Genomic DNA, 24,308 nt, shown 5'->3' with positions numbered 1-24,308 from the left:
CCTCGCAAAGACTTCACACGCCTCGCAGGGGCTGAGCGCTCTGTGAGGCGTGTGCAAGGTGTGTGAGGACGAAGGTGTGTGAGGACGCCATCGCGCCTGCAGGGCTGATTGCTCTGCGAGGCGTGTGGGGGCGGCGCGTCAGGTGTGCCGCCGGGCGGTTGGGGGTGTGCCGGTCCAGCGGTGGAAGGCTTTGCGGAGGGCGCGGTCGTCGGTGAAGCCGAGACGTTGGGCCACGGTGGCGGTGGTGAACCCCTGGTCCAGAAGGGATTTCGCGCGTTCGTAGCGGGCGAGGTCGACCTCGTGGCGCCAGCCGGTGTCGTGTTCGGCGAGCTGACGCTGCAAGGTGCGTGGGCTCACGGCCAGGCGGCGGGCGACCGCGGCGAGTGATGGTTGGCCGTCGTCGAGGGTCGCGTTCAGGGCGAGGCGGAAGGACTCCAGCGGGCCGGGGACCGGCTTGGCCGCCGCCAGCACCAGGTCGGCGTGGCTGCGGAGCAGGTCGGCGAGCATCGGGTCGGCGCGTGGGAGCGGCGCGGCGGCGTCGGCCGCGGAGAAGGTGATGGTGTCGGCCGGTGCGTCGAACTCGATGCGATCCGTGCCGAAGGCGGCGGTCAGCGCGCCGTGGCCGGCGGGAGCGGACCGGCTGAAGGTGAGGCGGACAGGGATCACCGGGCGTCCGGTCGCCTCGCGGGCGCGCCGCAGGTAGTAGGCGAGGACGTACTCGTTGACCACCGCGGCGACCGCGGGGTCGCCCGCCGAGGTGCGGTAGCCGACGGTGAGTTCGCCGGGATGGTCCAGCTCGAAGCCCTCCTCGGCGGCGGTCACCAGCCGGTGATAGGGCTGAGCGGAACGCAGTGCGTCGGCCAGCGTCGGTCCGTTGGTGACGAGGTAGTCCCAGGTCGTCAGGGTGCCGAGGGGCGCGGCCGCCGCCACCGCGAGACCGGTGCCCGGCTCCGGCCTGCTCTGCGCGAGCAGCTCCCACAGATCGACCAGCGAGCGCAGCGGAATCCGGTTGAGTTCACCGGCCAGCGCGGCGTCGTCGATCGCGGGAATGCGGGCCAGCCGCGCGGGGTCCGGCTTCGATAGCAGGACGACATCACGGACCAGGCGAACGAGATGAGTCGAGGTGGTGCCGTCGATCGGATCGAGCGGCCGGGCCGGGCCCGCACCGCTCGATCCGCTGTTCGTCACGAGCCAACAGTAGTGCGGTCGAGGCCGCGCACGCCCGGCTCGGCGCGGCCTCGTCGGCGCCCGTCCGGCGCCGATTCGACCGCGCGTGTTCGTCATCTCACCGAAGCGGGGGCACGGTGGGTGAACTTCGCACGGCGGAGTTAGGCTCGGTGACGTGACTTCCCACTACGATGTCGTCGTTCTCGGCGCTGGTCCCGGCGGTTATGTCGCCGCGATCCGTGCCGCTCAACTCGGCCTGCGAACAGCGATCGTCGAGCAGAAATACTGGGGCGGTGTGTGCCTGAACGTGGGCTGCATCCCGTCGAAGGCGTTGCTGCGCAATGCCGAGCTCGCGCACATTTTCACCAAAGAAGCCAAGACCTTCGGTATTTCCGGTGAGGCGAGCTTCGACTTCGGCGCGGCGTTCGACCGCAGCCGCAAGGTGGCGGACGGCCGGGTCAAGGGCGTCCACTTCCTGATGAAGAAGAACAAGATCGACGAGTTCGACGGCAAGGGCACCTTCGTCGACGCGAACACGCTCGCGGTGGAGCTGTCCAAGGGCGGCACCGAGACCGTCACGTTCGACAACGTGATCATCGCGACGGGCACCGTCACCAAGCTGCTGCCCGGCACCCAGCTCAGCGCCAACGTCGTCACCTACGAAGAGCAGATCCTGACCAGGGACCTGCCCGGTTCGATCCTCATCGTCGGCGCGGGCGCGATCGGCATGGAGTTCGGCTACGTCCTGAAGAACTACGGCGTCGACGTGCGCATCGTGGAGTTCCTGGACCGCGCGCTGCCCAACGAGGACGCCGACGTCTCCAAGGAGATCACCAAGGCGTACAAGAAGCTCGGCATCACCATCACCACCGGTGCGGCCGTGCAGTCCATGAACGACGACGGATCCAAGGTCACCGTCTCGATCAAGGACAACAAGACCGGCGCGGTGGAGACCGTCACCGTCGACAAGGTGCTGCAGGCTGTCGGCTTCGCGCCGCGGGTGGAGGGCTACGGCCTGGAGAACACCGGCGTGCAGCTCGAGCGCGGCGCCATCGCCATCGACGACTACATGCGCACCAACGTGCCGCACATCTACGCCATCGGTGACGTCACCGGCAAGCTGCAGCTCGCGCACGTCGCGGAGGCGCAGGGCGTGGTCGCGTCCGAGACCATCGGCGGCGCGGAGACCCTCACCCTCGGCGACTACCGGATGATGCCGCGCGCCACCTTCTGCCAGCCGCAGGTGGCCAGCTTCGGTCTCACCGAGGAGCAGGCGCGCGCCGAGGGCTACGACGTGAAGGTCGCGACCTTCCCGTTCACCGCCAACGGCAAGGCGCACGGTCTCGGCGACGCGACCGGTTTCGTGAAGCTGATCTCCGACGCCAAGTACGGCGAACTGATCGGCGGCCACCTGATCGGGCCCGACGTCTCGGAGCTGCTGCCCGAGCTGACCCTGGCCCAGAAGTGGGACCTCACGGTCAACGAGCTCGCCCGCAACGTGCACACCCACCCGACGCTCAGCGAGGCGCTGCAGGAGGCCATCCACGGCCTCGCGGGCCACATGATCAACTTCTGAATCATTGGCGCGCTGGCGCGCGCGTGTTCGCGGCCCACTAGTGTCTCGCTTTCCGAGCGGTCAAGACTTGCGACTTCGTCGCGTGCGTCTCGACCGCTCGGAAGCGAGACGGGCCGCGAACGGGCTCGTAAGACTCGCCCCGGGGGTGGTTGGGTAGAGCGGGGATGTTGCGCTCCGGTCGGCCGAATGCGGTTGGCGCGCAGTGGTTCGGCGCGATTTTCTGATATACAGCGAAGATGCTTCGCCGGTGGTCGATCGGGTTCGCGCTCGCTCTCGTGCTCGTCGTGCTGGTGGGGGTCGGCACTTATTTCCTGATGAACTCGCGCACCTATCAGGTGGCGGGGCGGCTGGTGGATCGGGTCGACACCGCGGACAAGGTGGTCGCGCTGACGCTCGACGACGGACCTTCCGACCGCGCGCCCGAAGTGCTGAAAGTCCTTGCCGACGCGGGCATTACCGCCACCTTCTACCTGAACGGGCGGGATCTCGCGGCGCGGCCGGAGGCGGGCAGGGCGATCGCCGCCGCGGGCCACGAGATCGGTAACCACACCTACAACCACCGGCGGATGGTGTTCGTCTCCGACAAGACCGTGCGCGCCGAGATCGAGGACACCGACGCCGAGATCGCGAAGACCGGCTACCTCGGCCCCATCACCTTCCGCCCGCCCTACGGCAAGAAACTCTGGTCGCTGCCCGAATATCTCGCCGACCACGACCGCACCACCGTCATGTGGGACGTCGAACCCGACTCCGGCACAGTGGCCGGCACCGACGACGTCGTCCGCGAAACCGTCGCCGAGGTCCGCCCCGGCTCCATCGTCCTGCTGCACGTCATGAGCAACCCCGACTCCCTCGCCGCGATCCCGCGCATAGTCGCCGAACTGCGCGCCGACGGCTACACCTTCCTCTCCGTCTCGCAACTCCTCACCCGCTGAGCCGGGGTCTATCGGGCGGAACGAGCCGCCGCAGGGCGAATGCGCTCGGCCGGTGACGATGTGCGAGCGAGTGGATCAGAGCATGCCGTAGGCGTTGGTGGGGGTGAAGAGGGCGAGGACGCGGCGTTCTTCGACCATGGCGCGCCGGTAATCGGACCAGTCGGGGTGTTCGCCGGAGACCGAGCGGTAGTAGGCGACGAGTTCCTCGACGGTGGGGTCATCGGGTTCGGCGGCGACGGGCGTGAGTTCGACGGTGCCTTCGAGGACGGCATAGGCGAAGAAGTCGTCGCGGGTGACGTGCAGCGCGGCCCAGGGGTCGCGCCGCAGATTGTGGTACTTGGCGCGGTCGGCGGTGATGGAGATGCGGATGACGTCGTCGTCTCCGACGACGTGCAGCACGTTGGACAGCTGCGGCCTGCCGTTGCGGCGGATGGTGGTCAGCACGGAACGGCGAGCGGAGCGAGCGAAATCGACGGCTTCGGAGAGTTCCATGTCACCTGCAACCGATCGCCGGGCGCGGTCGTTCCCGGCGGGCGCGATCAATCGCGGTGATAGGCGGCCTGGGCCTCGTGGACCCGTGGCATGTTCGTCTCCACCACCTGAATGAGCGCCTCGAGCTGGTCGGCCACCTCGGCGCCGAGTTCGGTGAGGGTGTATTCGACGCGCGGCGGGATGGTCTCCTGCACCTCGCGATGCACCATGCCGTCGCGCTCCAGGGCCTGCAATGTCTGCGAGAGCATGCGTTCGCTCACACCGTCGACGCGCCTGCGCAGCGCGCTGAATCGGTACGGCCCCTCCCGCAGCGCCACCATGGCGAGGATGCCCCAGCGGCTGGTCACATTCTGCAAAACTGGCCGCGACGTGCAGTTTCGCGCGAAGACGTCGGCTTCCAGCGTGGGGTCGTCGGTGTCCGCCGACGGAATGCGCTGGGTGTCCATGTCTTCGATAGTACCCGACTTGACCAAAGTGTTTGCGGAATGCATAGTGCTTACTAATAGTTAGTACGAGCAGATCAGTACAGAACTCTGGAGGAAGTCATGACCGTCGCCATCGCAGGGGCAAGCGGACAGCTGGGCCGGCTCGTCGTCGAGGAACTGCTGCGCGCGGGCGAAGCGCCCGTCGTCGCGATCGTGCGCGATCCGCAGAAGGTCGCCGACCTGGCCGAGCGTGGCGTCGACGTGCGTCGGGCCGACTACGGTGACGCCGCCGCGCTGGACCGTGCGCTGGCGGGCGTCGACCGGCTGCTGCTGATCTCCGGCACCGAGTTCGGTGAGCGAGTCGCGCAGCACACCACCGTGATTCGCGCAGCCGAGCGCGCGGGCGTACAGCTGCTCGCCTACACGAGCATTCCCGGCGCCACCGAGAACCCGCTGATCCTGGCGCAGGAGCACCGCGGCACCGAGGCGGTATTGGCCGAGTCCACCGTGCCGTACACGCTGCTGCGCAACAGCTGGTACTGGGAGAACTACCTCGGCGGTCTCGCGCACGCGGTGGAATCCGGCGTGCTGCACGGCGCGGCGGGCCAGGGCCGGGTGGCCGGTGCGTCCCGCGCGGACTACGCGGCCGCCGCCGCGCGCGTGCTCACCACCGACGGTCACGAGGGCCGGGTCTACGAGCTCGGTGGTGACGAGCGGCTGACCTACGCCGAACTGGCGCAGTCCATTTCGGAGGCCGCCGGTAAGACGGTGCGGTACGAGAACCTCGCCGAGGCGGACTACGCGGCCGTGCTCGAACAGGTCGGCCTGCCCGCCGTGTACGCGAAGGCGCTGGCCGACGCCGACACCGGCATCGCCGCCGGCGTGCTCGACGTCGACTCCGGCGACCTGCAGAAGCTGCTCGGCCGTCCGTCGACCCCGGCGGTCGAGGTCTTCCGCGCCGCCCTCTCCTGACCTGAGAATTCTTGCGCCGGTGCGCGATCCACGCTCGTGGACCGCGCACCGGCGTTCGTCGTCATACCCACTGCACGAGCTGGATGACGATCCCGTTCGGGTCCGACATCTGGAAGTACCGTTCGCCCCACTCCTCGGTCTCGATGGGCGTCACGATCGGCGCCCCCTCGCCCCGGAGGCGCGCGTACTCGGCGTCGATGTCGTCGACCACGAACACCACGAGCAACCCGTCGCCCGCGCTGCCCGCCGCGCTCGTGGGCTTGAAGGTCGGCAGCCCGGTGCGCAGGTAGATGAGGTTCATCCCGGCGTCCGGTCGCTCCAGCGAGACGAACCCGTCGGCGGACATCTTCTCGGTGAACCCGAGGTGGTCGATGACGAACTTCGCCGAGGCCTGCGGGTCGGCGACGTTGAGCGAGATGGCGGAAGCGGTGATGCGCATGGGTCCTCCTCGGGGACGAAACAACTCCATACTTAGTACGCTGTACGTTGTAGGTAAATTTCCCGAGGGGTGCACTATGAGCTGGATCACGCGCGCGACCCAGCGCGAACCCCGGAGCGCTGTGGCGCGTCCCGCCCGTCGTGGCGGCAGCCCAACGGTCGACAAGAGCTCGACGCCGTAGTGGCAGCCGCCCTCCGCATCGCCGATGTGAACGCAGTCACCGTGTGTGCCGTCGCGACCGAACTCGGCCTCAGCCGATGGTGAACTACACCTACGGACTGGCCGTTCCGGCGCGACCGATCGAGAATCGGTGCGCGCTCACAGTCCGTCGCGCTGGATGCGCAGGGCGGTGATGGTCGAGGCCAGCCCCTCGTACTGATTGACCAGCAGCACGATCTCGATGAGGCTGCGCTCGTCGTAGTACGCGGCCAGCCGAGCCCAGGTGGCGTCGTCGATGTCGCGGGTCGCCACGAGCTGGTCGACCGCCTCGAGCAGCGTGCGGTGCTTGTCCGTCCAGTAGGGATCGGCGGGCCCGGTACGCAGCCGCTCCAGGATCTCGGGCGTGACGCCCGCGCGGCGGCCGAGCCGGATGTGATGGTCCATCTCGTACTCGCAGCCGCGCTGGTGGGCGACCCGAATGATGACCAGCTCGGATTCGTGTCGCGGCAGCCGTCCGCCCGGCATCAGCCGCCCGGAGTAGTGCAGCCAGCCGCGGAACAGTCCCTTGGTGCGGCCCAGCGTGCTGAACAGGTGCGCGTCGGAGGTGCCCGCGGCGCGCGAGAGCACCTGCCAGACAGCCCAATTCACCGGCCCGAGTTCCTTGAGACGTCCCGGTGCGATTCGTGGTTGCGACATCGAAACCATGCTTCCGCCTTCCGCGCGGTGAGGGCCTCCCCGCCATCGTGGTCGGCCCGGTCGCCCAGCGCCGGACCGAGAGTCGAGCCTACCCGGGCTTTCCGCTTTCCAGTGGTTTTCGCGGGTGCGGACCGGCATCATCAGTACCGGTGCGGACCGTCGGGGCCGTGGGCGGGCTGCGCCGCGAGTGCGAACAGGTCGATCAGGGGTCGAGGCACATGCTGGTGAAGATCAGGCCCGGAGCGCAGCTCTCCGGTGCCGAGCAGGAATTCGTGGACTGCCTGCGGGCCAATCCGTCGACCGCGTTCGCCGCGGTCGACGCGCAGGTGGGAGACAACGGAACTCGTCAGATCGATGCGGTGGTGATCACGCCGCGCGGGATCACCGTGGTCGAGGTCAGAGGGTTCCGGCGGCGCCAGAGCGGCATTCTCGGCGTGTCGGACGACGAGTCGTGGACCATCAGCGACAACCCCGCCGATTTCGACGACGAGAGCGCCGCGAACCCGGTCGAACGCCTGGAGCAGGCCGTGTACGCGGTCAAGAGCAAACTCGAACGGGCGCTGATCGATCCGGGCCACGTGTGCGGCGTGGTCGCGCTGATTCCGTTCCGTGGCGTGGTGGTGCGCCCCGCGCGGACGAATCTGCGCTCCGGTATCGACGTCGTCGTGGCGAATGTGCCTGATGCCACCGAATTGCGTATCTACCTGGACGGTTTCGCGGCCGGGCCGCGCAGCTGGAGCGCGGACCGGGTAATCTCGGCGGCCACGGCGCTCGGCGCGACCGCGCCCTCGCGGGCCGAGCTGATCGCCGACGGTTTCGACGAGTTGGCGGTGCATTCGCACCTGCCCGTCGCCGACGTCGCGCCCCCGCCGCCCGCCCCGCCGCCGCCGAGGCCGCCGACCCGCACCCAGCACGCGGCGACCTGGGCGGTCGTCGCGGCGGCCGTGATCGGCATGCTCGTGGTGCTCGGCGTCGTCGCCACGGCGGTGGCGCGCGACGAGCCGCATACCGGTTCGGGGCCCGAGACCACGTCCGCTACGGTGGCCCCGTCCCCGCCGCCGTATCAGCCGCGCGACTGCTACCCGTTCCAGACCGACTGCTGAACGGCCCTCAGATCGCCATCGCCGAGCGGACTTCGGTCTCCGCGCCCGCTCCGCCGTCGCCGGTGGAGGTGACCCGGCCGGATTGCAGCACGTAATACCGTTGCGCCGCTTGCAGAGCGAAACCGATGTGCTGCTCGACCAGCAGCACGCTCAACCCGCCCCGCGCCGTCAATTCGATGATGGTGCGCTCGATCTCGGCCACCACCGACGGCTGGATGCCCTCGGTGGGCTCGTCGAGAATGAGCAGCTTGGGTTCGGTGATGAGAGCGCGCGCGATGGCCAGCTGCTGCCGCTGACCGCCGGAGAGCAGACCGGCCTTGCGGCTCAGCAGTTCTCGCAGCGCGGGGAACAGATCGAGCGACTCGTCGATCAGCGCTTTGCCGCGCTTGCGCCCGTCGGCCACCACCTGGAGGTTCTCCGCGGTGGTGAGCTGTGGAAAACTCTGCTGGCCCTGCGGCACGTACGCGATGCCGCGCTTGACCCGGCGCGAGGGCGAGAGTTTGGTGATCGCCTCGCCGTCGAAGGTGATCCGCCCGGACCTGGTGGCGACCAATCCGACCGCGGTGCGCAACAGCGTGGTCTTGCCGGCGCCGTTGTGGCCCATGATCGCCACCACGCTGTCGTCCGGAACCGTCACCGACACACCGTGAATCACCTCGGTCCGGCCGTAGCCGGAGTGGACGTCGACCAGTTCAAGCATCGGCGGACTCCTTGTTCTGCACGGTGGTTTCGTCTTCGAGCTCGGTGCCGATGGCCGCTGCGGTGCCGAGGTAGACCTCCTGCACCCGCGGATCGGCTTGCACCTGCTCGACGGTGCCTTCGCTGAGCACCCGGCCGCCCGCGAGGACGGTCACCGAGGTGGCGAACGAGCGCATGAAGTCCATGTCGTGCTCGACCACCACCACGACGCGCTCGGCTCCGATGCGGCGCAACAGGTTTCCAGTCTCCTCGCGCTCTTCGGCGCTCATGCCCGCGACCGGTTCGTCGAGCAGCAGCACGGCGGCGTTCTGCACCAGCAGCATGCCGATCTCCAGCCACTGCTTCTGGCCGTGCGCGAGCACGCCCGCCTGTTGGTCGCGCAGGGCGGCGAGACCGGTGATCTCCAGCGCCTCTTCGATACTCGGCAGCACCGACTTGCGCCTGCGCAACAGTGTCAGCGGCGAACGGCCCGCGCCCGCCGCGATGTCCAGGTTCTGCAGCACGCTGAGCTGCTCGAACACGCTGGCCGTCTGGAAGGTGCGCCCGACGCCGAGGCGGGCGATCTGGTGCACCTTCTTGCCGAGCAGTTCGGTGCCGGATTTCTGCGCCGAACCCGTCGCGGGGACGAGGCCGGTGATCGCGTCGATGAGCGTCGTCTTGCCCGCGCCGTTGGGTCCGATCAGGAAGCGCAGATCGCCTTGCAGCACGGTCAGATCCACGTCGGTGACGGCTTTGAAGCCGTCGAAACTCACCGAGAGACCGCGGATTTCGAGGTACTCGCTGTCCATGCCCGCGTTGCCGCCGAGCTTGGGTTCACTCGTCGATGTCGTCATCGGGATTCCACCTTCTCCTCGGCGATCTTCTCCTCGGCAGGCACGGCGTCGTCCGGCGGCGCGCTCGCGCGCACCGTGGCGGGCGTGCCCGAGTCCGGGCGTCGGAACCTGCTCTCCAGCAAGCCCTTCAGCATCGGCCAGACGCCCGCGAGACCCGCCGGGACGAATCCGACGACGACGATGAACAACACACCTTGCAGGTAGGTCCAACCGGACGGGAACTGTTCGGAGAACGCGGTCTGCGCCCAGGCGACGCCGATCGCGCCGAGCACCGGACCGAGCAGTGTCGTGCGCCCGCCGATGGCGACGCCGATCAGGAAGGCGATGGAGGGCACCACGCCGATGTCGGCGGGGGAGATGATGCCGACGATCGGCGTGAACAGCGCGCCCGCGATGCCGGCGAAGAAGGCGGCGACCACGTACGCGACGATCTTGATGTTGGCCGGGTCGTAGCCGAGGAAGCGCACCCGCTCCTCCTGATCGCGCACCGCGACGAGCAATTCGCCGTAACGGCTGTGCATCAGCTGGCGGACCAGTGCCACCACCACCAGCAGCGTGCCCGCCGCGATGAAGAACAGCATCTGCCGGTTGACCGGGTCGGAGAGCTTGAAACCGAAGAAGGCGCGGAAATCCGAGAGCCCGGTGAAACCGCCGAGCGCCTGCTGCCCGGTGAGCAGGATGGCCAGCGCGGCGGCCAGCGCCTGGCTCAGGATGGCGAAGTAGGCGCCCTTGACCCGTCGCTTGAACACGCCGTAGCCGAGCAGCGCCGCGACCGCGGCGGGCAGCACGAGAATGCCGATGATCGCGACCGGCGCGGACGCGAAAGGTTGCCAGAATCCAGGCAATTCGCGGATGCCCGCGATCTCCATGAACTCCGGCACGTCGTTGCCGAGCCGCGCGGCGTCGGTCATCTGTAGGTGCATCGCCATGAGATACGCGCCGATGCCGAAGAACACGCCTTGACCGAGGGTCAGCATGCCGCCGCGGCCCCACGCCAGGCCGATGCCCGCGGCCACGATCGCGAAGCACAGGAACTTCGCGAGCAGGTTCAGCCGGAAGTCGCTGAGCACCGCGGGGGCCACCGCGAACAGCAGAATCGCCGCGAGTGCGAAACCGCCGAGCACGGTCAGCGAGGAGCGCTCACGCCAGTGTCTGGTCAGCGTGGTCATGCCAAACTCCTTGTCCGGACGGTGAACAGGCCCTGCGGGCGGACCTGCAGGAAGATGACGATCAGTACGAACACGATGACCTTGGCGATGGACGCGGTGGTCTCGTATTCGATGTAGGAGTTGAGCAGCCCGAGCGCGAACGCCGCGATCACCGTGCCCTTGATCTGACCGAGTCCGCCGATCACCACCACGAGGAACGCGTCGATCAGATAGCTCTGGCCGATGGTGGGGCTGGTCGAGCCGATCAGGGTCAGTGCGACGCCCGCGACGCCGGCCAGGCCGGAGCCGATGAAGAAAGTGCTGATATCGGTGAAACGGCTGGAGACGCCGCTGGTTTCGGCCAGGCCGCGGTTCTGTACCACGGCGCGAATGCGCCTGCCGAGGGGTGTCGCCTTCAGCACCGCGGCCAGCACGGTCACCGCGAGCACCGCGAGGACCAGGATGAAGATGCGCGTCTTGGGCACGACCGCGCCCATGATGGTGACCCCGCCACTGAGCCATTCGGGGGCCAGCACGTTCTTGGCGGGCGCGCCGAAGAGGTCACGCGCGAACTGCTGCAACACCAGGCCGACGCCGAAGGTGACGAGCAGGGTGTCCAGCGGGCGGTCGTACATCCATCGGATCAGGCCCATCTCCAGCGCCGCCCCCAGCGCGCCGCCGACCAGGAACCCGACCACCAGCGACACCAGCAGCGAGACCCCGACCGAGGAGATCACCTTCTGCACGACGTAGGTGGTGTAGCAGCCGGCCATGATGAATTCGCCGTGGGCCATGTTGATCACGCCCATCTGACCGAAGGTGAGCGAAAGGCCGAGGGCGGCGAGCAGCAGAATCGATCCCAGGCTCAACCCCGTGAAGAGCTGGCCGATCAACACGTCCATTTGTGGTCACCTCGGAATCAGGCCGGTGCGGGACGACCGGCGAACCGGCCGCCCCGCACCGAACGGACGACAGTTGTCACAGGCCCTTGGCCCAGTCGTAGGACTTCAGGTACGGGTCCGGCTGGATCGGCTTGCCGGAGTCCCACACCGTGTAGATCAGGCCATCGGCGCGGATCTCGCCGATGCGGGCGGTCTTGGTGATGTGGTGGTTGGAGCCGTCGATGGTGACCAGGCCCTCCGGGGCCTCGAAGCTGACGCCGTCGGCCGCGGCCTGGATGTCCTCGACCTTGAACGAGTTGGCCTTCTCGACGGTGTTCTTCCACAGGTAGACCGAGGCGTAGGCGGCTTCCATCGGGTCCGAGGTGGGCTTGTCAGCGCCGAAGGCGGCCTTGTACGCGTCGACGAACGCCTTGTTCTGCGGGGTGTCGACCGTCTGGTAGTAGTTCCACGCCGTCAGCTGGCCCGCGATGTTCTGCGCGCCGATGCCCGCGACCTCTTCCTCGGCGATGGACACCGAAACCACCGGCATATCGGCGGCTTTCAGGCCCGCGTTGGTGTACTCGCGGAAGAACGCCACGTTCGAGTCACCGTTGAGGGTGTTGAAGACCGCGCCCGCCTTGGCGTTTCGCACCTTGTTCACGATGGTCGAGAAGTCCGTGGAGCCCAGCGGCGTGTAGTCCTCGCCCTTGATCTCGATGCCGTTGGCAGCGGCGTACGCCTTGATCTCGCGGTTGGCCGTCTGCGGGAAGACGTAGTCGGAGCCGACCAGGTACAGGGACTTGATGCCCTTCTGCTTCAGGTAATCCAGCGCGGGCACGATCTGCTGGTTGGTGGTGGCGCCGGTGTAGAAGATGTTCTTGCTGTCCTCCAGGCCCTCGTACTGGACCGGGTAGTAGAGCAGCGAGTTGAGGCTTTCGAACTTGGGCTTCATGGCCTTTCGGCTCGACGAGGTCCAGCCGCCGAATACCGCGGCGACACAGTCGGAGCTGATGAGCTTCTCGGCCTTCTCCGCGAAGGTCTTCGGGTCCGAAGCGCCGTCCTCGAGCACCAGCTCGATCTTCTTGCCCAGCACGCCGCCTGCGGCGTTGATCTGGTCGACGGCCAGCTTGGTGGAGTTGGCGACGGTGACCTCGGAGATGGCCATGGTCCCCGACAGCGAGTGCAGCGAACCGACCTTGATCGTGCTCGCCGAGGTGTCGACGCAGGATGCTGCGTTGGAGCCGGTCGCGGCGTCGTCCTTGGCGCCGCAGGCGGTCAGCAACAGGCCGGCGAGCGCCACCGCGGTCGGGGCGACCAGTGCTCTGATCAGGCGGGAACGATGCCGATGAGCGGCAGGGGAATCTGACATCGGGCGGAACCCTCTCACTTCGTCCGGTGTGTGGCGGCGCTGGCTGCGCCACGCCGAATACGCCGCATTTGCCCCGGTCACGGCTGTCGACCGGGGTGTATACAACGCGTATTCGTGGTGCGAAGAGTAGACAGGAGTTGTTGCGCCGGAATATCTCTCGGTGACGAGTCCGTTGCCGATGTTTCGCCCGTGTGAAACCTTTTCGCAACCATCCGGTCAACCGGCGTGAGGTCCGTAGCCGGACCGTAATACACCCGGGTTCGCTTCGCATCCGTGCGCGGCTGCCTCGCCTTTGCTGTGGCCGCCGCAGGTCATCGGCGCCACTTCGCCAGGCTGCGTCCGGTCCGGTTTTCCCTACGGTTGCGTAGCCGATTCCCGTTGCGGCAGGCTGCGTTTTGTACATCGTCAGAAGCGCCGGAGCATGGCGTGGGCGGACCACGGCGCACGAGTCGAGGAGGACCAGGTGGGGCACTACAGGGCGAACGTACGTGACATCGAATTCAACCTTTTCGAGGTGCTCGCACTCGACAAACTCCTCGATACCGGCGCCTACGGCGACCTCGACTCCGACACAGTGCGCGAGATCCTCGCCGAGGTGAAGCGCCTCGCCGAGGGTCCGGTCGCGGACTCCTTCGTCGCGGCCGACCGTGAGCCCGTGGTCTACGACCCGACCACCTTCGAGATCTCCGTACCCGAGCCGTTGCGCAAGACGGTCGCCGCGGTGCGCGAGGCCGACTGGGGCAGGCTCGGCATGCCGGAGGGCATGGGCGGCACGGCCGCTCCCAACGCGGTGGTCTGGGCGGTCAACGAGATGATCACCTGCGCCAATCCGTCGGCCAGCTTCTTCAGCATGGGCACGGTGATGTCGTCGGTGCTGTACAACGTCGGCACCGAGCAGCAGCGGCACTGGGCCACCCTCGGCTACGAGAAGGGCTGGCAGGGCACCATGGTGCTGACCGAGCCGGACGCCGGCTCGGATGTCGGCGCGGGCCGCACCAAGGCCATCCCGCAGGAGGACGGCTCCTGGCACATCGAGGGCGTCAAGCGCTTCATCTCCGGCGGCGACGTCGGCGCTACGGCCGACAACGTCTTCCACCTGGTGCTGGCCCGTCCGGAAGGCGCGGGGCCCGGCACCAAGGGGCTGTCACTGTTCTACGTGCCGAAGTTCCTGTTCGACCACGAGACGCTCGAGCTGGGTGACCGCAACGGCGTCTACGTGACCGGCGTCGAACACAAGATGGGCCTGAAGTCCTCGCCGACCTGCGAGCTGACCTTCGGCGGCGCGGTCCCGGCCAAGGGCTGGCTGGTCGGCGACGTGCACAACGGCATCGCCCAGATGTTCCAGGTGATCGAGAACGCCCGCATGATGGTCGGCGTCAAGTCCTCCGGCACCCTCTCGACCGGATACCTGAACGCGCTGGCCTACGCCAAGCAGCGCGTGCAGGGCTCGGACCTGACCCAGATGGCGGACAAGGCGGCGCCGCGCGTCGCCATCACCCACCACCCGGACGTGCGCCGCTCGCTGGCGCTGCAGAAGGCGTACGCCGAGGGGCTGCGTGCGGTGTACCTCTACACCGCCGCCCATCAGAACGCCGATGTGGCGCAGCTGGTTTCGGGCGCGGACGCCGAAATGGCGCATCGGGTGGACGATCTGCTGCTGCCCATCGTGAAGGGCGTCGGCTCGGAACGGGCCTACCAGTACCTGACGGAATCCCTTCAGACGCTCGGTGGTTCGGGGTACTTGCAGGACTACCCGATCGAGCAGTACATCCGCGACGCCAAGATCGACTCGTTGTACGAGGGCACGACGGCCATCCAGGCGCAGGACTTCTTCTTCCGCAAGATCATTCGGGACAAGGGCGCCGCGCTCGCCCACGTGGACGGCCGTATCAGCGCCTTCCTCGACACCCCGAGCGGGCGCTTCGAGACCGAGCGCGGACTGCTGCGCACCGCGCAGGCCGATGTGCAGGCGATGGCCGCGACGCTCACCGGATTCGTGATGGCGGCCCAGCAGTCACCCGCCGAGCTGTACAAAGTCGGCCTCGGCTCGGTGCGCTTCCTGCTCTCCGTCGGCGACCTGCTCATCGGCTGGCGACTGCTCGTCCAGGCCGAGATCGCCGCCGCCGCGCTGGCAGGCGACGCGGACGCCAAGGATCGATCGTTCTATGCCGGAAAGGTCGCGGTGGCAAGCTTTTTCGCCAAAAACGTGCTGCCGCAGCTGACGGCGACCAGGAATGTTCTCGCGGCGATCGACAACGACATCATGGAGATGGACGAAGCGGCGTTCTGAGGCGGGCGGTTGCGGGCACTCCGAAGTTGTGGGTGCCCGGCCGTTCCGGTACTCGGTCGGTTCGAGCCCTTCGCTGGTGTGGGTAGGCAGCGCCCGCTCCGGCGGCGGCGCGGTCGGACTTCGCTGTGGCCCGGTGTCGCTGTGACAGGGGGTTGCGTCCGGTCGGTCCTGTGGGCGCGTTGGTGGACGTGGCTCCGGTGGTGGGCCTGCGAGTCACGTTCGGCTGCCCAGGTTTTCCTCGATCGGTGCTGGGCGCGTGGGGTGGGGTACCCGGTTTACCTCCCGCTGTTGGGTGCCGTGTTGTTGCGGTTTCGGGCGGGTCGGCTGGCTGTGGTTGCGTTTGGGGGAGGTGGCGTTGGGTGGTTTCGTTCGGTGGGGTGTTGGGGTGGGTTGGGTGACGTGGTTCCGGTTGCGCGCCTGCGAGTTATGTTCGGCTACCCAGGTTTGCCTCTAACGGTGCTGGTGGCGTTGAGAGCCGTACCCGGCTTACCTCCCGCTGTTGGGTGCCGTGTTGTTGCGGTTTCCGGCGTGGTCGGCTGGCTGTGGTTGCGTTTGGGGGAGGTGGCGTTGGGTGGTTTCGTTCGGTGGGGTGTTGGGGTGGGTTGGGTGACGTGGTTCCGGTTGCGCGCCTGCGAGTTATGTTCGGCTACCCGGGTTTGCCTCTAACGGTGCTGGTGGCGTTGAGAGCCGTACCCGGCTTACCTCCCGCCGTCGGGTGCGCGGTGTTCGGCTTCCGGCGTGGTCGACCGGCTGTGGTTGCGTTCTTTGGATGTGCGAGTTGGGGATGCACGTCATTGCCGCGACACACACTTTCCGTACGCCTCACACAGGCGGTGCCTATGCGAGGCGTGCAGACGGTGTGTGGAATGGCCAATGGTGGGGTTGTGGGGGGTTGTTGGGGGTTGTGGTGCTGGTGGGGCGGGGTTTGATGCGCCCAGGTGTTCGTGCAGGACCGGTTGGTGGCCGAATCGACGGTAGTCGAATGGTGGTGGAAATCGACGGGAGTCATATGGTTGCTAGTTGATCTTCGAATGCCACCATTTGACTACCGTCGATCCGCATCGACCACCATTTCTCTATCGACGGGAGAGAAATGGTGGTTGCGGGGTTGACGCGGGGAGGGCTCTCTTTCAGGTGCCGCTTTCTGGACGCAACCAGAACCCGTCGACCTGGCCGGAAGCCTGCCTCGCGCACCTGACTGCGGGAGGTAAGCCGGGTACGGCAGGCGACGTGCCCAGCACCGTTCGAGGAATACCTGGGTAGGCGGACGCACTGCGAAGGGTGGGCACTGGGAACCGTCAACCGCACGCACGGAGCCGCACAAAACCAAGCAGGGCTCCAGGCGAATACCTGGGTCGGCGCAGCAACACTGAAGAGGCAGCCGTGGAAACCGTCGACCACCCGTAGCTGCCGCCCGAAAACCCAAGCACCAAATGGAGACGCTGAGTAGGTGAAGCCACTGGGAACGGTGTGCACTGGCCACGGTCGACCAACAGGACCCGCCGCCCGAAAACCCAGCTACGCACCCATCCGAACACCGAGTGCCGCTTCGATCTGTGAGCTGTCGACTACAAGCACCCGCCGCAAAACTCGGCCAAGCACCAAATCGAGCACCCACAGTCGCGTGATTACCAGCAGTAGGTGTGGTGGTAACCCTGCCAGCACTCGGGCGTGTACTCCCACTGATCCGGCCGATCCGACGCCGGGATGGAGGCGGCGATCCCCGCGCCGATCGCCCCGCCCACGATCACGCCCGCGATGACGCCGACCGGCAGCGCGATCGGAGCGAGCAGGCCCATGGTCACCAGGGTGAGGGCGACGCCGAGGAAGAGTCCGCCGAAGACGCCGAGCGCCGCGCCGATGCCTATGCCCGCCTCGATATTCCGCTGCTTGGGCGAAGTCTTGCTCCAGTAACCGATCGGCGACGCGGTGAGGTTCGTGCCGTCGGTGCTCAGTTGCGGACGCAATTCCACGCTGTCGGCGCCGTCGATGGTCACCTTCAGCGGGACGGCCGCGACGACCGTGCCTGACTTGTCTTTCACGGTGAGCGCGGTCTGGGTGAGGGCGAAGGTGCCGCCATCCAGTTGCGCGGTCAGGGTCTTTCCGTCCTCGGATCGTGAAATCTGATACGCCACACCGCTTTCGGTGCCGGACTGGTTGGTTTTCTCCGGCGTGGGCGCGGCGTACGTGACGCTGCTCGCGATGCCGGTCGCCGCGATCGCGAGCATGGCAGTAACCGCGAACTTCTTGATAATCAACAGAATTCCCCTTGTGTACGGAACGCATCATCGCATTCTCGGCGGCGACACTAACACCGGCCGCCGACAGAAACGCAATTTCTTTGGCGCACCAGGGATTTGTAAGGCGTACAGCGCAAACATGCAGTAATCGACGCACATCGCTTCGAAATGAAAGCTTTCAGATCAAAGCGGCGGAATTCATTTCAGCACGTAAGGCGACACCGAACTGCGGTGCTCGCTGATGTCGAGCACCTTGCCGAGCGGGGGGAAGGCGCGCTGCGGGCAGTTGGCGCGCTCGCAGACGCGGCAGCCCGCGCCGATCGGGGTCGCCTGTACCTCGTCGAGGTCGATGCCGTCTGCGTAGACGACCCGGCCCGCATGGCGCAGTTCGCAGCCGAGGCCGATCGCGAAGGTCTTGCTCGGCTGGCCGTAGCGGGTCGCGCGCCGCTCGACGGTGCGGGCGATCCAGAGGTACTTGCGCCCGTCGGGCATCTGCGCGATCTGGGTCATGATCTTGCCGGGGTAGGCGAAGGTCTCGTAGACGTTCCACAGCGGACAGGTGCCGCCGCTGGAGGAGAAGTGGAAACCGGTGGCGGACTGGCGCTTCGACATGTTGCCCGCCCGATCGACACGGACGAACGAGAACGGAACGCCGCGCAGCCTGGGCCGTTGCAGGGTGGACAGCCGGTGGCAGATGGTCTCGTAGCTCTGGGTGAAGTACGCCGAGAGCCGCTCGATGTCGTAGCGGAAGTCCTCGGCCACCTCGTGAAAGTGCGTGTAGGGCAGGACGGTCGCCGCGGCGAAGTAATTCGCCAAGCCGAGCATCGCCAGCTTGCGGGTGTCCTCGGACGCGAAATTGCCCTCTTCCACCAGCTTTTCGAGCAGATCGCCGCATTCGAAGTAGGCGAGTTCGGCGGCGAGCTTGAAGGTGCGCTGCCCGCCGGACAGATGTGGAGCGATCTCCAGCACCCTGGACTCGGTGTCGTAGCGGTGCAGCACGCCCTCGCCGAGATCGATGCGCTCGGTGATCTTCACGTCGTGCGAGCGCAGCCTGCGCGCGATCTCGCTCGGCACGTCGCCGCCGTGGAAGCGGATGCGGGCGGTGAGTTCCTCTGCGGCGGTGTCCAATTCGTGGATGTAGTTCTGCCGCTGGTAGAAGTAGTCGCGCACTTCCTCGTGCGGCTTGCTGATGGTGGCGCTGCCCGCGCCGTCGGCGAAGCGGTCCTCGGTGGCGGCCGCGAGCTGGGCGCTGGTGTTGCGGTAGCGGTTGTGCATGGCGACCATCGCGCGGGCGAGGCTCGGGTGCGCCGAGACCATGTCGGCGATCTCCTGCGTGTCGGCCTCGATGCCGAGCTCCTGATCCATGACGACCTCTTGCAGCTCCGCGATGAGCCGGGTGTCGTCGGCGGAGGAGAAGAAGGTCGCGTCCACGCCGAAGACTTCGCTGATCTTCAGCAGCACGGGCACGGTGAGCGGGCGCACATCGTGTTCGATCTGGTTCAGGTAGCTGCCCGAGATCTCCAGCTTCTGGGCCAGCGAGACCTGGCTCAACCCCCGCTCGGTGCGCAGCTGGCGGAGCCGTGCGCCGACGTACGTTTTGGCCATATGTCCAGTTTATGGGGTGTTTCGCAGCCTTGCCAATGGAAATTAACAGCGGAGCTGAGCTATATGTCACAGCCTCGGGTTACCGTCGTTGGGTGCTGTTCTCGGAAGTCGTGCAGACGTCGGAGACCGTTCGTGCGACCCGGTCCCGGAAAACGAAAATCGCCGCGCTGGCCGAGCTGCTCGGCGCCGCGGCGCCGGACGAGCTCGCCCCCGTGGTGGCGTGGGTCTCCGGCGAGTTGCGCCAGGGCCGCATCGGCACCGGTTGGCGCACCCTCACGGGGCTGGGCGGCTCGCCGTCCTCGGTTGCGACACTGTCGGTTTCGGCGGTCGACAAGGTGTTCGTCGAACTGGCGACGGTCGCGGGAAAGGGCTCGGCGAACCGGCGCAAGGAGCTGCTGACCATGCTGTGGGCCGCGGCCACCGCGGCCGAGCAGACGTTCCTGTTGCGCTTGCTCACCGGGGAGATCCGGCAGGGCGCGCTGACCGCGCTCGTCGCCGAGGCGGTCGCGGTGGCCGCCGCGGTGCCGGTCGATCAGGTCCGGCGCGCGTACATGCTCTCCGGGCAGCTGCCGGTCACCGCCGCCGCGGCGCTCACCGGCGGGTCGGAGGCGCTCGCCGCGTTCCGGCTCGAGGTGGGCAGGCCGATCCAGCCGATGCTCGCTTCGCCGGGCGCGGCGCTCGACGAGGCGATGGCCGAGTTCGAGGGCGAGGTCAGTGTCGAGCACAAGCTCGACGGCGCGCGAATCCAAGTGCACCGCGACGGCGACGAGGTGCGCGTCTTCACCAGGACCCTGCGCGACATCACCGCGGGCGTGCCCGAATTGGTGCGGCTCGTCTCGGGGCTGGCGTGCACCAGCGTCGTGCTGGACGGGGAGACATTGGCGCTCACCGATTCCGGGCGGCCACGGCCGTTCCAGGAGACCATGAGCCGCTTCGCCACCGCCGATCCGAGCGGGGAGGCGAAGCTGCCGCCCGGCGCCGCCGCCGGACCGCTGGTTCCCGCGGTGAGCTCGACCAGGGAGCTGTTGCTGCACCCGTACTTCTTCGACTGCCTGCACCTGGACGGGCAGGACCTGCTCGACGCCCCGCTCTCGGAACGGCGCGCCGCGCTGCTGCGCGTGGCGCGCGAGCACACCATCCCCGCGCTGATCCGCCCCGACGCGGAGTCCGCCGCCGAATACTTCGACGGCGCGCTGGCCGCCGGGCACGAGGGCGTGATGGTCAAATCGCTGGCCGCGCCGTACGCCGCGGGTCGCCGTGGCCGCGCCTGGCTGAAGATCAAGCCGACGCACACCATGGACCTGATCGTGCTCGGCGCGGAGTGGGGATACGGCCGCCGGACCGGTTATCTGTCGAATCTGCACCTCGGTGCACGCGATCCGATGACCGGCGAGCCCGTCATGGTCGGCAAGACCTTCAAGGGCCTCACCGACGCGCTGTTGCAGTGGCAGACCGCCGAATTCCCGCGCCACGAACGCTCCCGCGACGAGCACACCGTCTACCTCTGGCCGGAGCTCGTGGTGGAGATCGCCCTCGACGGCGTCCAGGTGAGTCCACGCTATCCCGGCGGTGTCGCACTGCGCTTCGCCCGCGTCGTCCGGTATCGCCCGGACAAGGAGCCCATCGACGCCGACACCATCGACGCCGTCCGCGCGCTGCTGCCCTGAGCGTGCGCGGGATGGCTGAGCCCGCCGCGCCCGCGCCGATTCGACCTGCCCACCGGCGGGCACTGAGCATCTGAACGGGTCCGACGCGCGTATCGAGGTTCCCGTGCGGCGCCGCGCCGGTGGGCCAGACTTGGTGTCCGAATGGTCCGGTACAGCCTCGGATGGGAGCCACGTCGATGCGCGGTTCGAATTCGAAACGGAAACGGTGGACGCGGTCGGCCTCGAACGGCGCTCGCTCGGCACTGCGGGCCACGTTGCTCATGATCGTCGTGTGCCTCTGCGGCGCGCTGAACGCCGGTGCACTGCCCGGCGCGGGTTCGGCGCGCGCCGACGTGCTCGCCGACCTGCTGCGCCCCTCGCGCGATCCGGCGACGGTGCTGCCGACCTCCATCGACGATCCGTTCTATCTGCCCCCGCCCGGATACGAGCGCACCGAGCCAGGCACCGTGCTCGCCAGCCGGCGCGGCGGCACCGGACCGGCCCTCAGGCCCGTGATCTCCACCGAGATGCTGATCCGGTCCACCGACGCGAAAGGCAGGCCGGCGGCGGTGATCGCCACTCTGCTCGTGCCCTCCGCGATCTGGACGGGGCCCGGCCCGCGGCCGCTGATCTCCTACAACATGGCCATCGACTCGCTCGGCCACAGCTGCGCGCCGTCGCACATGTTGCGGAACGGCCATGTCGTAGACCTGCTCGCCGCGCAGATCCCCCTCGCGAAGAACTACGCCGTGCTGATACCCGACCACCAGGGCCCGCGGCAGGCCTACGCGGCGGGCCGGATGGCCGGACACGCGGTGCTCGATGCGGTGCGCGCGGCGGTCGGCACGCCGCAGCTCGGCCTCGCCCCCGCGGCGCCGACCATCGTGACCGGGTACTCCGGCGGCGCGATCGCCTCGGGCTGGGCCGCCGAACTGGCGCCCGAGTACGCGCCGGAGTTGAATCTGGCCGGGGCCGTGTTCGGCGGCGTCCCCGCCGACTTCGAGATGCTGCTGGAGACGATGAACGGACGCAACGCCGCGGGCGGTGTGTTCCTCGCCGCGGCGCTGGGCGTGGCCCGCGAATACCCGGAGATGATGTGGCTGTTCAACGACAACGGCTGGCGGCTGGCCAAGCTCGCTCGGGATCTGTGCTATCCCGCCGAGGCGCTGCTCGGCGCGGTCGCGCCGATGCCCGTCGAGATGCTCGCCAAGGTCCCCGATCCGATCGGGACGCCGATGATCCAGCACATCCTCACCGAGAATCGGCTCGGCTCGGCAGCGCCGCGCATTCCGGTGTTCATGTATCACGGTGCGCACGAGGTGTGGGTGCCGCTGGAGGGTGCACAGAATCTCTACGACGATTGGTGCGCGCGGGGGGCGTCGGTGCGATTCGAGGTCTATCTCGGCGAGCACGTGATCGTCGGAAGCAGCGGCATTCCGGGCGCCAACGCCTGGATCGACGATCGCCTCGCGGGCAGGCCCGCGCCGAGCGGCTGCTCCAGATTCGGGGGTCCGTGACCGCGCCGGGCGCCACCTCGGGCGTCCACGCTAGCGCATCCGGACGGCTGTCCGGCAGGCGGTTACCGCATGGCAATCGTGACCGGCGGTGCCGCACACTGGAGTCGTGACCGTCGAACTACTGGTTCTGCTGATCGTGATCGTCACGGCGCTCGCTTTCGATTTCACCAACGGCTTCCACGACACCGCCAATGCCATGGCGACATCCATCGCGACCGGTGCGCTGCGACCCCGGGTCGCCGTCGCGGTATCGGCGGTGTTGAACCTGATCGGCGCGTTCCTCTCGGTCGAGGTGGCGGCCACGGTGGCCAAGGGCATCGTGCAGTTGGGCGCGGTGAGCGGACACGATCTGCTGATCATCGTCCTGGCCGGTTTGGTCGGCGGCATTCTCTGGAATCTGCTGACCTGGCTGTTCGGCCTGCCGTCGAGTTCCTCGCACGCGCTGTTCGGCGGCCTCATCGGTGCCACCATCGCCGCGCTCGGCTGGGGCGGGGTGATCTGGGCGTCCGGCTCCGACGGCGTGCTCACCAAGATCGTGCTGCCCGCCGTGCTCGCTCCGGTGGTGGCCGCCCTGGTGTCGGCTGTCGGCACCCGAGCGGTCTACCGGATCACCGCCCGGTCCGACGAGGAGAAGGTCGAGGCGGGCTTCCGCTGGGGACAGATCGGTTCGGCCTCACTGGTCTCCCTCGCGCACGGCACCAACGACGCGCAGAAGACGATGGGCGTCATCTTCCTGGCGTTGGTCGCGCACGGGACGCTCACCAAGAACGACGAGATGCCGCTGTGGGTGATGGCGGCGTGCGCCGTGGCCATCGCCGCGGGCACCTATCTCGGCGGCTGGCGGATCATCCGCACCCTCGGCAAGGGGCTGGTGGAGATCGATTCGCCGCAGGGCCTGGCCGCCGAGTCCTCCTCCGCCGCGATCATCCTCACCTCCGCCCACTTCGGGCTCCCGCTCTCGACCACCCAGACGGCCACCGGTTCCATCCTGGGCAGCGGGCTCGGCAAGGGCGCCGAGGTGCGCTGGTCGGTGATGGGACGGATGGTCGTCGCGTGGCTGCTCACGCTGCCGCTGGCCGGTCTGGCGGGCGCGATCTGCTGGGCCGTCGCGCATTTCATCGGCGGCCTGCCCGGCGTGCTGGTGGTGTTCGGGATTCTCGTCGTGCTCGCCACGGCGATGTGGCTGCGGTCTCGTCGCAACCCGGTCGACACCACCAATGTCAACGAGTGGCCGGGCGGCGACGCGGCAGGGCCGTCCGACATGCCGGTGGCCGCTTCCGGCGTCGCGAAGCCCGTCGACGAACCGCGCGGAGACGATCAACCGCGCGACGACCACCCACGCGACGGCCAACCGCGCGACGGCCATCAGAGGAGCGACCACCCGCACGAAGTCCAACCACGCAACGGCGGCCCCGCCGCGCCCGCGCATCCGCCCACCCGATCCGCCCAGCTCTAGAGGAGCAGCAGTGCACACGCTCGTCACGAACCTGAACTCGCTGTGGAAGGTCGTCGCGGTGTCCCTGGTGCTCGGGGCCGGGCTGCCGATCGTGTTCGCGGTCGGGGTGCGGCTGTGGTCCTCGGCCGATACCGTTGGCCGGGACGGCAGCGTCGCCCGCCGGAACTATCCGGCGCTGGCCGGCGCCTACTCCTGTTTCGCGCTGATCGTCGTCGCGATCGTCACCGGGATCCTCTACACCGCGAAGGCGTTCCTCGCCGCCAAGTTCGGCATTCACCTGTTCGGACAGTCCTGAAGGGCGCTGCATTGACCGATCACACGCAAACCTCCCGGCCCAAGGTGTTGGGCCGCGTCATCGGCTGGCTGCGCGCCGGATACCCGCAGGGCATCCCGCAGTCGGATTACGTCGCGCTGTTCGCCGTGCTGCACCGCCACCTCACCGACTACGAGGTGGCCGCCATCGCCGAGGAGCTGGCGAGCAGCAATCCCGACTCCGAGATCGGCCGCGACGACATCGTGGCCGCGATCGCCAGGATCGCCAAGGAGCAGCCGGATCAGCTCGACGTGGACCGGGTCGCCACGCATCTCGCGGCGGGCGGCTGGCCGCTGTCCGAACCGCTGCCCGACAGCGACTGAGCCAACGCCTGGATCGCTCCCGAA

General features: G+C 68.0%; 22 protein-coding genes. 10 read left to right on the top strand and 12 right to left on the bottom strand.

Going from position 1 to position 24,308, the window contains the following annotated elements; translation table 11 throughout:
- Positions 1–138: 138 nt before the first annotated feature.
- Complete coding sequence (locus AC3EO7_RS15000; RefSeq protein ID WP_431971249.1) at positions 139–1,188, bottom strand: AraC family transcriptional regulator; 1,050 nt, start codon at positions 1,186–1,188, stop codon at positions 139–141.
- 154 nt (positions 1,189–1,342) lie between these two features.
- On the opposite strand from AC3EO7_RS15000, the gene lpdA reads away from it, so the two are divergent.
- Together lpdA and AC3EO7_RS14990 are read left to right on the top strand one after the other, a co-directional pair.
- Positions 1,343–2,743 (top strand): dihydrolipoyl dehydrogenase, encoded by a 1,401-nt coding sequence (gene lpdA / locus AC3EO7_RS14995; protein ID WP_431957818.1) that lies wholly within the window; start codon positions 1,343–1,345, stop codon positions 2,741–2,743.
- A 236-nt stretch (positions 2,744–2,979) separates the two neighbouring features.
- Entirely contained in the window at positions 2,980–3,678 is a 699-nt protein-coding gene (locus tag AC3EO7_RS14990) for a polysaccharide deacetylase family protein (RefSeq protein WP_435591491.1), read from the top strand.
- Between the two features lie 75 nt (positions 3,679–3,753).
- On the opposite strand, the gene AC3EO7_RS14985 is transcribed toward AC3EO7_RS14990, so the two are convergent.
- Together AC3EO7_RS14985 and AC3EO7_RS14980 are read right to left on the bottom strand one after the other, a co-directional pair.
- Entirely contained in the window at positions 3,754–4,170 is a 417-nt protein-coding gene (locus AC3EO7_RS14985) for a PPOX class F420-dependent oxidoreductase (protein ID WP_431971251.1), read from the bottom strand.
- Between the two features lie 47 nt (positions 4,171–4,217).
- A complete protein-coding gene (locus AC3EO7_RS14980; protein WP_435591490.1) occupies positions 4,218–4,616 on the bottom strand; it encodes a winged helix-turn-helix transcriptional regulator in 399 nt (132 codons plus the stop codon).
- 99 nt (positions 4,617–4,715) lie between these two features.
- Between AC3EO7_RS14980 and AC3EO7_RS14975 the strand changes: the two genes are divergently transcribed.
- Complete coding sequence (locus tag AC3EO7_RS14975; RefSeq protein WP_431971253.1) at positions 4,716–5,567, top strand: SDR family oxidoreductase; 852 nt, start codon at positions 4,716–4,718, stop codon at positions 5,565–5,567.
- 61 nt (positions 5,568–5,628) lie between these two features.
- Here the strand turns inward: AC3EO7_RS14975 and AC3EO7_RS14970 are convergent, their stop codons facing one another.
- Together AC3EO7_RS14970 and AC3EO7_RS14965 are read right to left on the bottom strand one after the other, a co-directional pair.
- The gene (locus tag AC3EO7_RS14970) at positions 5,629–6,006 is read right to left on the bottom strand and encodes a VOC family protein (RefSeq protein ID WP_431971254.1); all 378 of its coding nucleotides are present in this window, start codon (positions 6,004–6,006) and stop codon (positions 5,629–5,631) included.
- Positions 6,007–6,324: 318 nt separating this feature from the next.
- Entirely contained in the window at positions 6,325–6,870 is a 546-nt protein-coding gene (locus tag AC3EO7_RS14965) for a carboxymuconolactone decarboxylase family protein (RefSeq protein ID WP_431971255.1), read from the bottom strand.
- 140 nt (positions 6,871–7,010) lie between these two features.
- Here AC3EO7_RS14965 and AC3EO7_RS14960 point away from each other — a divergent pair, with 140 nt between their 5' ends.
- Entirely contained in the window at positions 7,011–7,964 is a 954-nt protein-coding gene (locus AC3EO7_RS14960) for a nuclease-related domain-containing protein (RefSeq protein WP_431971256.1), read from the top strand.
- Positions 7,965–7,971: 7 nt separating this feature from the next.
- Here AC3EO7_RS14960 and urtE read toward each other — a convergent pair whose 3' ends face one another.
- The 5 genes from urtE to urtA all read right to left on the bottom strand — a co-directional run bounded on the left by urtE (position 7,972) and on the right by urtA (position 12,894).
- Complete coding sequence (urtE, locus tag AC3EO7_RS14955; RefSeq protein WP_431971257.1) at positions 7,972–8,664, bottom strand: urea ABC transporter ATP-binding subunit UrtE; 693 nt, start codon at positions 8,662–8,664, stop codon at positions 7,972–7,974.
- Positions 8,657–9,496, bottom strand: coding sequence for an urea ABC transporter ATP-binding protein UrtD (gene urtD / locus AC3EO7_RS14950; RefSeq protein ID WP_431971258.1), 840 nt, complete (start codon positions 9,494–9,496; stop codon positions 8,657–8,659). The genes urtE and urtD overlap by 8 nt, the downstream gene beginning before the upstream one ends.
- Positions 9,493–10,665, bottom strand: coding sequence for an urea ABC transporter permease subunit UrtC (urtC, locus tag AC3EO7_RS14945; RefSeq protein ID WP_435591489.1), 1,173 nt, complete (start codon positions 10,663–10,665; stop codon positions 9,493–9,495). The genes urtD and urtC overlap by 4 nt, the downstream gene beginning before the upstream one ends.
- Positions 10,662–11,546 (bottom strand): urea ABC transporter permease subunit UrtB, encoded by an 885-nt coding sequence (gene urtB / locus AC3EO7_RS14940; RefSeq protein WP_431971260.1) that lies wholly within the window; start codon positions 11,544–11,546, stop codon positions 10,662–10,664. Before urtB ends, urtC begins: the two co-directional genes overlap by 4 nt.
- A gap of 76 nt (positions 11,547–11,622) precedes the next feature.
- The gene (gene urtA / locus AC3EO7_RS14935; RefSeq protein ID WP_431971261.1) at positions 11,623–12,894 is read right to left on the bottom strand and encodes an urea ABC transporter substrate-binding protein; all 1,272 of its coding nucleotides are present in this window, start codon (positions 12,892–12,894) and stop codon (positions 11,623–11,625) included.
- Positions 12,895–13,357: 463 nt separating this feature from the next.
- On the opposite strand from urtA, the gene AC3EO7_RS14930 reads away from it, so the two are divergent.
- Positions 13,358–15,184: an acyl-CoA dehydrogenase gene (locus AC3EO7_RS14930; RefSeq protein WP_431971262.1), complete on the top strand. Its 1,827-nt coding sequence runs from the start codon at positions 13,358–13,360 to the stop codon at positions 15,182–15,184.
- A 1,628-nt stretch (positions 15,185–16,812) separates the two neighbouring features.
- Here AC3EO7_RS14930 and AC3EO7_RS14925 read toward each other — a convergent pair.
- Together AC3EO7_RS14925 and ramB are read right to left on the bottom strand one after the other, a co-directional pair.
- Positions 16,813–17,442, bottom strand: a complete 630-nt coding sequence (locus tag AC3EO7_RS14925) for a DUF8020 domain-containing protein (protein WP_431971263.1) — start codon at positions 17,440–17,442, stop codon at positions 16,813–16,815.
- A 180-nt stretch (positions 17,443–17,622) separates the two neighbouring features.
- Complete coding sequence (gene ramB / locus AC3EO7_RS14920) at positions 17,623–19,029, bottom strand: acetate metabolism transcriptional regulator RamB (protein ID WP_431971264.1); 1,407 nt, start codon at positions 19,027–19,029, stop codon at positions 17,623–17,625.
- A 92-nt stretch (positions 19,030–19,121) separates the two neighbouring features.
- On the opposite strand from ramB, the gene AC3EO7_RS14915 reads away from it, so the two are divergent.
- From AC3EO7_RS14915 to AC3EO7_RS14895, 5 genes are all read left to right on the top strand, one after another.
- Complete coding sequence (locus AC3EO7_RS14915; RefSeq protein ID WP_431971265.1) at positions 19,122–20,696, top strand: ATP-dependent DNA ligase; 1,575 nt, start codon at positions 19,122–19,124, stop codon at positions 20,694–20,696.
- 260 nt (positions 20,697–20,956) lie between these two features.
- Positions 20,957–22,192 (top strand): lipase family protein, encoded by a 1,236-nt coding sequence (locus AC3EO7_RS14910; RefSeq protein ID WP_435591488.1) that lies wholly within the window; start codon positions 20,957–20,959, stop codon positions 22,190–22,192.
- Between the two features lie 106 nt (positions 22,193–22,298).
- On the top strand, positions 22,299–23,648 hold the full coding sequence (locus AC3EO7_RS14905; RefSeq protein ID WP_431971267.1) for an inorganic phosphate transporter: 1,350 nt from the start codon (positions 22,299–22,301) through the stop codon (positions 23,646–23,648).
- 10 nt (positions 23,649–23,658) lie between these two features.
- Positions 23,659–23,943 carry a hypothetical protein gene (locus tag AC3EO7_RS14900; protein ID WP_431971268.1) on the top strand — a complete coding sequence of 95 codons (285 nt, stop codon included), beginning with the start codon at positions 23,659–23,661 and terminating at the stop codon, positions 23,941–23,943.
- Positions 23,944–23,954: 11 nt separating this feature from the next.
- Entirely contained in the window at positions 23,955–24,284 is a 330-nt protein-coding gene (locus AC3EO7_RS14895) for a DUF3349 domain-containing protein (RefSeq protein WP_431971269.1), read from the top strand.
- Positions 24,285–24,308: the final 24 nt, after the last annotated feature.

This window comes from Nocardia sp. bgisy118, from assembly GCF_057708605.1.
Note: the sequence above shows the minus strand (reverse complement) of the source record. Positions and strands in the feature narration are given on the sequence as shown.

What these genes read in the sequence shown, in the direction of transcription:
- urtD (WP_431971258.1), bottom strand. Translation starts at nt 9,496, where the DNA reads ATGACGACATCGACGAGTGAACCCAAGCTCGGCGGCAACGCGGGCATG.
- urtC (WP_435591489.1), bottom strand. Translation starts at nt 10,665, where the DNA reads ATGACCACGCTGACCAGACACTGGCGTGAGCGCTCCTCGCTGACCGTG.
- urtB (WP_431971260.1), bottom strand. Translation starts at nt 11,546, where the DNA reads ATGGACGTGTTGATCGGCCAGCTCTTCACGGGGTTGAGCCTGGGATCG.
- AC3EO7_RS14975 (WP_431971253.1), top strand. Translation starts at nt 4,716, where the DNA reads ATGACCGTCGCCATCGCAGGGGCAAGCGGACAGCTGGGCCGGCTCGTC.
- AC3EO7_RS14990 (WP_435591491.1), top strand. Translation starts at nt 2,980, where the DNA reads ATGCTTCGCCGGTGGTCGATCGGGTTCGCGCTCGCTCTCGTGCTCGTC.
- AC3EO7_RS14965 (WP_431971255.1), bottom strand. Translation starts at nt 6,870, where the DNA reads ATGGTTTCGATGTCGCAACCACGAATCGCACCGGGACGTCTCAAGGAA.
- urtE (WP_431971257.1), bottom strand. Translation starts at nt 8,664, where the DNA reads ATGCTTGAACTGGTCGACGTCCACTCCGGCTACGGCCGGACCGAGGTG.
- urtA (WP_431971261.1), bottom strand. Translation starts at nt 12,894, where the DNA reads ATGTCAGATTCCCCTGCCGCTCATCGGCATCGTTCCCGCCTGATCAGA.
- AC3EO7_RS14910 (WP_435591488.1), top strand. Translation starts at nt 20,957, where the DNA reads ATGATCGTCGTGTGCCTCTGCGGCGCGCTGAACGCCGGTGCACTGCCC.
- AC3EO7_RS14985 (WP_431971251.1), bottom strand. Translation starts at nt 4,170, where the DNA reads ATGGAACTCTCCGAAGCCGTCGATTTCGCTCGCTCCGCTCGCCGTTCC.
- AC3EO7_RS14980 (WP_435591490.1), bottom strand. Translation starts at nt 4,616, where the DNA reads ATGGACACCCAGCGCATTCCGTCGGCGGACACCGACGACCCCACGCTG.
- AC3EO7_RS14970 (WP_431971254.1), bottom strand. Translation starts at nt 6,006, where the DNA reads ATGCGCATCACCGCTTCCGCCATCTCGCTCAACGTCGCCGACCCGCAG.
- ramB (WP_431971264.1), bottom strand. Translation starts at nt 19,029, where the DNA reads ATGGCCAAAACGTACGTCGGCGCACGGCTCCGCCAGCTGCGCACCGAG.